This window comes from Kitasatospora sp. NPDC059803, assembly GCF_042732255.1.
In the GTDB taxonomy this organism is placed as follows: Bacteria; Actinomycetota; Actinomycetes; order Streptomycetales; family Streptomycetaceae; genus Kitasatospora.
On record NZ_JBHWIJ010000283.1, the window covers coordinates 4,318 to 11,217 of the forward strand.

Sequence of the window (6,900 nt, forward strand, 5' to 3'; positions counted from 1 at the left end):
TCCCCCCGCTACTCGTTGGTGGCCCGCCCCCCTCACCCCTGCCCCCCCCCCCCGGACGCCCGGCGCCCCCGCCCCCCCGCCCCCCCCCCACCGGCGCGCCGTCAACTGCCCAGCACGCGGGCCAGATCGTAGGAGACGGGCTCCTCCAGCTGCGCGTAGGTGCAGCTCTCCGGCGCGCGGTCCGGCCGCCAGCGGCGGAACTGCGCGGTGTGCCGGAAGCGGGTGCCCTCCATGTGGTCGTAGGCGACCTCGACCACCCGCTCGGGGCGCAGCGCGACCCAGGAGAGGTCCTTGCCGCCGGTCCACCGGCTGACCGCGCCCGGCAGCCGGCCCTCGGCGTGCGCCGCCTCGTCGGCCCAGCCGCCCCACGGGTGGCGGGAGAGGTCGGTCATCCGCAACGGGGCCAGCTCCTCGGCGAGTTCGCGGCGGCGGGCCATCGAGAACGCGGCGCAGACGCCGACGTGCTGGAGCCGGCCCTCGGCGTCGTTGATGCCGAGCAGCAGCGAGCCGACCACCGGGCCGCTCTTGTGCTCGCGGTAGCCGGCCACCACGCAGTCGGCGGTGCGCTCGTGCTTGATCTTGAACATGGTCCGTTCGCCCGGCCGGTACGGCTGGTCCAGCGGCTTGGCCACCACGCCGTCCAGCCCGGCGCCCTCGTACTCGGCGAACCAGGTCTGCGCCACGTCCCGGTCGGTGGAGGCGGGAGCGGTGAACACCGGGTCGCGGGCGGCGCCGAGCGCCGTCTCCAGGGCCGCGCGGCGCACCGACAGCGGCTCGTCCAGCAGCGGGGCGTCACCGAGCGCGAGCAGGTCGAAGGCGATGAAGGAGGCGGGCGTCCGCTCCGCGAGCAGCCGCACCCGGCTGGCCGCCGGGTGGATGCGCTCCAGCAGTTCCTCGAACCGCAGCCGGCCGTCCCGGGCGATCACCACCTCGCCGTCCAGCACGCAGCGCGGCGGCAGCTCCCGCCGCAGCGCGGCGACCAGCTCGGGGAAGTACCTGGTCAGCGGTTTGCCGGTGCGGCTGCCGAGCTCCACCTCGTCGCCGTCGCGGAACACGATCGTCCGGAAGCCGTCCCACTTGGCCTCGTACTGCATCCCCGGCGGGATCTTCGCCACCGACTTGGCGAGCATCGGCGCCACCGGCGGCATCACGGGCAGGTCCATGGCTCCGATCCTCGCGCGCACGGCCGGAAGGCGCGCGACGAAAGGGCACACGACGAAAGGGCGCGCGACGAGAAGGCCCGCAACGAGAAGGCCCGCGACGAAAAGACGCGCGCAGGGCACGGCCCCCTTAGCGTGAGGGGCATGGGCTCAGCCGTGGAACTGGATGTCGCCGGGCGCAGCGTCCGGCTGTCGAACCCGGACAAGGTGTACTACCCCGAGCGCGGCTTCACCAAGCTGGACGTCGCGCAGTACTACCTGGCCGTCGCCGACGGGGTACTGCGCGGACTGCGCGACCGGCCCACCACCCTGCAGCGCTTCCCGGACGGCGTGGACGGCGAGTTCTTCTACCAGAAACGCGCCCCCAAGGGCCTGCCGGACTGGCTGCCCACCGCCCGGATCAACTTCCCCAGCGGCCGCTCCGCCGACGAGATCTGCCCCACCGAGCCGGCCGCCGTGCTGTGGGCCGCCAACCTCGGCTGCCTCACCTTCCACCCCTGGCCGGTCCGCCGCTCCGACACCGAGCACGTCGACGAGCTGCGCATCGACCTCGACCCGCAGCCCGGCACCGACTTCCACGACGCCGTCCGCGCCGCCCACGAACTGCGCGCCCTGCTGGAGGAGTACGGGCTGCGCGGCTGGCCCAAGTCCTCCGGCGGGCGCGGCCTGCACGTGTACGTCCCGCTGGCGCCGGAGTGGACCTTCACCGACGGCCGGCACGCGGTGATCGCCCTCGGCCGGGTGCTGGAGCAGCGCATGCCCGGGCAGGTCACCACCGCCTGGTGGAAGGAGGAGCGCGGCGAGCGGATCTTCGTCGACTACAACCAGATGGCCCGCGACCGCACCATCGCCTCCGCCTACTCCCTGCGCGCCCGCCCGCATGCCACCGCCTCGACCCCGCTGCGCTGGGAGGAGCTCGACGACGCCTCCCCCGAGGACTTCGACCTGCGCACCGTCCCCGCCCGCTTCGCCGAACTCGGCGACCTGAACGCCGAGATGGACGGCCGGGCGTACCGCCTGGACGCCCTGCTGGAGCTGTACGACAAGCAGCTGCGCGACGAGGGCCTCGGCGAGCTCCCGTACCCGCCCGACCACCCCAAGGCGGCCGGCGAGCCGACCAGGGTGCAGCCCAGCCGGGCCCGGAAAGCGTAGGGCGTGTCTTCACACCCCCGTCATGGCCAGCACGAACCAGAGGACGCCGCCCAGCACCACCAGGGTGAACAGCAGGACGCCCCCGACCGCGCCGGAGAGCAGCAGCCCCCGGCCGACCCGCCGCGCGCGCAGGCCGACGCCGGTCAGCAGCACGCCCGCCACCCCCGGTGCCAGGGCCAGCGCCAGCAGCATCACCGTCCGCGCCACCTCGGCGTCCGACACCAGGTGGCACTCGTCGCCCTCGCACACCGCCCAGACGTCCTCGCCGACCGGCGCGCCCGCCCACATCCGGGCGTGCTCGTGCACCGGGCTCCCGCCGTCCGGGCGGAACGCGCCCCGGCAGTCCGAGGGCGGTGGGCCGTCCTCGAACGCCGGGATCAGACACCGCTCCGCCCGGAACGTCCCGGGCACCCCCACCAGGCCCGCCGCCTGCCCGAACTGCCGCACCGGCCCGCCCACCAGCCACCCGGCCAGCCACACCAGCAGCACCCCGGCCGCCACCGGCCCCCACCGCCGCACCGCCACCCCCATCGGCTCACCCCCGCTGGGGTGACGCCACCGACGGCCGGACGGTTGCACGGGCGGCCAGGCGGGCGGCCGCCGCGCGCCCCTCCCGGCAGGTGTCAGCCGACCCGGGCGCCCTCCGGCGCCAGCTCGGCGATGATCCGGACCGCCTCCGCGAGCTGCGCGTCCGTCAGGTCCCCGCGCGCGGTGAGCCGCAGCCGGGACACCCCGTCCGGCACGGACGGCGGGCGGAAGCAGCCGACGGCGAGCCCGGCCCGCCGGCAGTCGGCGGCCCAGGCGACGGCGGCCTCCGCGCCCGGGGCGCGCACCGACACCACGGCCGCGTCCGGCTCGCAGGCCCGGAGCCCGGCGGCGGTCAGCCGGGCCGCGAGGCCGCGGGCCACCTCGCGGGTGCGGTCGGCGCGGTGCGGCTCGGCGCGCAGCAGGCGCAGCGCGGCGAGGGCGGCGGCGACGGCGGCCGGGGCGAGGCCGGTGTCGAAGATGAAGGTGCGGGCGGTCTCGGTGAGGTGGCGGATCACCCGGCGCGGCCCGAGCACGGCGCCGCCCTGCGAACCGAGCGACTTGGAGAGCGTGACGGTGGCGACGGTGTCCGGCTGCCCGGCGAGCCCGGCCGCCGCGAGCGCCCCGGCGCCGCCGGGGCCGAGGACGCCCAGCCCGTGCGCGTCGTCGACCAGCAGCGCTGCGCCGTGCGCCCGGGCGGCGGCGGACAGCCCGGTCAGCGGGGCGGCGTCGCCGTCCACCGAGAACACCGAGTCGCTGACCACCAGCGCCCGCCGCTGGGTCCGGCGCTCCAGCGCCTCCCGGACGGCCTGCGGGTCGCTGTGCGGGGCCCGGTGGACGTCGGCGCGGGCGAGCCGGCAGCCGTCGATCAGCGAGGCGTGGTTGTAGGCGTCCGACACGATCAGCGTGTCCGGGTCGGTGAGCGCGGTCAGCGCGGCCAGGTTGGCGGTGTACCCGGAGGAGAACACCAGCGCCGCCTCGACCCCGCAGAACGCGGCGAGCTCCTCCTCCAGTTCGGTGTGCAGCGCGGTCGTCCCGGTCACCAGCCGCGACCCGGTCGATCCTCCGCCCCAGCGCAGCGCCGCCTCGGCCGCCGCCTGCGTCACCGCCGGGTGCCTGGTCAGCCCCAGGTAGTCGTTCCCGGCCAGGTCGAGCACCGGGTCCTGTGCCGTGCGGCTGCGCAGCCGGCGCGTCAGCCCGGCCTCGGCCCGCAGCTCGGCGGCCTCGTCGAGCCAGTCGAAGACGGCCGCCGGGGCCAGGTCGGTGGTGTGCGTTCCGGACGCGAGCGGTTGGACCATGCCCGGCACTCTGGCACGGCCCCGCCGCCGCGATCAATGTGCGGCCGCGCACAGCTTCGCGGCCGCCGGTGCAGCGATCCGGACAGTCCCGGGGCGGGTGCCGGCGGAGGGCGGGCTTTGCCGGGGGTGGCGGCGAGCAGGCAAGATAGCCGGGTGACCCTCCTTGATCTGATGCCGAAGCCCGCCACGCCCGATGCGCTGTACGAGACCTTCGCCGCGTGGGCGGAGGAGCGCGGGATCACGCTGTACCCGGCGCAGGAGGAGGCGCTGATCGAGCTGGTGTCGGGGAACAACGTCATCCTGGCGACGCCGACCGGGTCGGGCAAGAGCCTGGTGGCGGCCGGGGCGCACTTCGCGGCGCTGGCGGAGGGGAAGCGGACGTTCTACACGGCGCCGATCAAGGCGCTGGTGTCGGAGAAGTTCTTCGACCTGGTCAAGATGTTCGGCACCGAGCAGGTCGGCATGATGACCGGCGACGCGAGCGTGAACCCGACCGCGCCGATCATCTGCTGCACGGCCGAGGTGCTGGCGCAGATCGCGCTGCGCGACGGCCTCCGGGCGGACGTCGGCCAGGTGGTCATGGACGAGTTCCACTTCTACGCGGAGCCGGACCGCGGCTGGGCCTGGCAGATCCCGCTGCTGGAGCTGCCGCAGGCGCAGTTCCTGCTGATGTCGGCGACGCTCGGCGACGTGCGCCGCTTCGAGGAGGACCTGACCCGGCGGACGGGCCGCCCGACGACGGTGGTGCGCAACACGACCCGCCCGGTGCCGCTGTTCTACGAGTACCGCCGCACCACGATGCACGACACCCTGGAGGAGCTGCTGCAGACCGGCCAGGCGCCGGTCTACGTGGTGCACTTCACGCAGAAGGAGGCGGTGGACCGGGCGCAGTCGCTGATGAGCATCAACATGTGCTCGAAGGCGGAGAAGGACGCCATCGCCGACCTGATCGGCGGTTTCCGCTTCACCACCAAGTTCGGCCGCAACCTGTCGCGTTTCGTGCGCCACGGCATCGGCGTGCACCACGCGGGCATGCTGCCGAAGTACCGCCGGCTGGTCGAACGTCTCGCCCAGGCGGGCCTGTTGAAGGTGATCTGCGGGACGGACACGCTCGGTGTCGGCGTCAACGTGCCGATCCGCACGGTGCTGTTCACCGCCCTGTCGAAGTACGACGGGCAGCGGGTGCGGATCCTGCGCGCCCGGGAGTTCCACCAGATCGCCGGGCGCGCGGGCCGGGCCGGGTTCGACACCGTCGGACAGGTGGTGGCGCAGGCGCCCGAGCACGTGATCGAGAACGACAAGGCGATCGCCAAGGCCGGGGACGACCCGAAGAAGAAGCGCAAGGTGGTGCGCAAGAAGGCGCCGGAGGGCTTCGTCGGCTGGACCGAGGAGACCTTCGACAAGCTGATCGGCGCCGACCCGGAGCCGCTGGTCTCCCGGTTCAAGGTGAGCCACGCGATGCTGCTGTCGGTGATCGGCCGCCCCGGCAACGCCTTCGAGGCGATGCGCAAGCTCCTCACCGACAACCACGAGGACCGCGCGGCGCAGCGCCGGCACATCCGCACCGCGATCGCGATCTACCGCTCCCTGCTGCAGGGCGGCGTGGTCGAGCGGCTGCCGGAGCCGGACGCCGAGGGCCGGATCGTGCGCCTGACGCTCGACCTCCAGGAGAACTTCGCGCTCAACCAGCCGCTCTCCACCTTCGCCCTGGCCTCCTTCGAGCTCCTCGACCCGACCTCGCCCTCGTACGCGATGGACGTGATCTCGGTGGTCGAGGCGACCCTCGACGACCCGCGCCAGATCCTCGCCGCGCAGCAGAACAAGGCGCGCGGCGAGGCCATCGGCGAGATGAAGCGCGACGGGATCGAGTACGAGGAGCGGATGGAGCGGCTCCAGGAGATCACCTACCCGAAGCCGCTGGAGGAACTGCTCACCCACGCGTACGAGGTGTACCGCCGGGCGCACCCGTGGATCGGCGACCACGAGCTGCGGCCGAAGTCGGTGGTCCGCGACCTGTACGAGCGGGCGATGACCTTCTCGGACTACGTTGGCTTCTACGAGCTGGCGCGCACCGAGGGCATCGTGCTGCGCTACCTGGCGGGCGCGTTCAAGGCGCTGGAGCAGACCGTCCCCGAGGACGTGAAGACCGACGACCTGAAGGACGTCATCGCCTGGCTCGGCGAACTGGTCCGCCAGGTCGACTCCAGCCTGCTGGACGAGTGGGAGCAGCTGGCCAACCCGTCGGACCCGCAGGCCCCCGAGGTGACGCTGGACGACAAGCCGGCGCCGGTGACGGCGAACGCGCGGGCGTTCCGGGTGCTGGTGCGCAACGAGCTGTTCCGCCGGGTCGAGCTGTGCGCGCTGGAGCACTACGCGGAGCTCGCCGAGCTGGACGGCTCGTACGGTTGGGACGCGGACCGCTGGGCGGACGCCATGGACGGGTACTGGGAGGAGTACGACGACCTCGGCACCGGCCCGAACGCGCGCGGCCCCAAGATGCTGATCATCGAGGAGGAGGACTCCGCCTGGAAGGTCCGGCAGATCTTCGACGACCCGGAGGGCGACCACGACTGGGGCATCAGCGCCGAGGTCGACCTGTACGGCTCGGACGAGGAGGGCCGGGCGGTGCTGCGGGTCACCGCGGTGGACCGGCTGGGCGGCTGACGGGCCGTCAGCCCTCGCTTGCGGAGTCGCGGGGGGGGGGGCGGCGGGGGCGGGGCGCGCGGCGGCGGGCCCGCCCCCCCCCCCCGCCCCCCCCCCCCGCG

5 protein-coding genes are annotated in these 6,900 nt (G+C 74.2%); 2 read left to right on the forward strand and 3 right to left on the reverse strand.

Translation table 11 applies throughout. The annotated features are described in order from the left end of the window. Positions 1-101: 101 nt before the first annotated feature. The gene (locus tag ACFV6I_RS31965; RefSeq protein WP_380429073.1) at positions 102-1,163 is read right to left on the reverse strand and encodes an ATP-dependent DNA ligase; all 1,062 of its coding nucleotides are present in this window, start codon (positions 1,161-1,163) and stop codon (positions 102-104) included. 141 nt (positions 1,164-1,304) lie between these two features. Between ACFV6I_RS31965 and ligD the strand changes: the two genes are divergently transcribed. Next, positions 1,305-2,312 (forward strand): non-homologous end-joining DNA ligase, encoded by a 1,008-nt coding sequence (ligD, locus tag ACFV6I_RS31970; RefSeq protein ID WP_380429076.1) that lies wholly within the window; start codon positions 1,305-1,307, stop codon positions 2,310-2,312. 9 nt (positions 2,313-2,321) lie between these two features. Here ligD and ACFV6I_RS31975 read toward each other — a convergent pair whose 3' ends face one another. Then, entirely contained in the window at positions 2,322-2,843 is a 522-nt protein-coding gene (locus ACFV6I_RS31975) for a hypothetical protein (RefSeq protein ID WP_380429079.1), read from the reverse strand. A gap of 92 nt (positions 2,844-2,935) precedes the next feature. After that, a complete protein-coding gene (locus tag ACFV6I_RS31980; protein ID WP_380429081.1) occupies positions 2,936-4,135 on the reverse strand; it encodes an 8-amino-7-oxononanoate synthase in 1,200 nt (399 codons plus the stop codon). A 171-nt stretch (positions 4,136-4,306) separates the two neighbouring features. On the opposite strand from ACFV6I_RS31980, the gene ACFV6I_RS31985 reads away from it, so the two are divergent. After that, positions 4,307-6,799 (forward strand): DEAD/DEAH box helicase, encoded by a 2,493-nt coding sequence (locus tag ACFV6I_RS31985; RefSeq protein ID WP_380429084.1) that lies wholly within the window; start codon positions 4,307-4,309, stop codon positions 6,797-6,799. Positions 6,800-6,900 lie beyond the last annotated feature (101 nt).

Coding starts and splice junctions, on each gene's coding strand:
- ACFV6I_RS31980 (WP_380429081.1), bottom strand. CDS start 4,135: ATGGTCCAACCGCTCGCGTCCGGAACGCACACCACCGACCTGGCCCCG.
- ACFV6I_RS31985 (WP_380429084.1), top strand. CDS start 4,307: ATGCCGAAGCCCGCCACGCCCGATGCGCTGTACGAGACCTTCGCCGCG.
- ACFV6I_RS31965 (WP_380429073.1), bottom strand. CDS start 1,163: ATGGACCTGCCCGTGATGCCGCCGGTGGCGCCGATGCTCGCCAAGTCG.
- ligD (WP_380429076.1), top strand. CDS start 1,305: ATGGGCTCAGCCGTGGAACTGGATGTCGCCGGGCGCAGCGTCCGGCTG.
- ACFV6I_RS31975 (WP_380429079.1), bottom strand. CDS start 2,843: ATGGGGGTGGCGGTGCGGCGGTGGGGGCCGGTGGCGGCCGGGGTGCTG.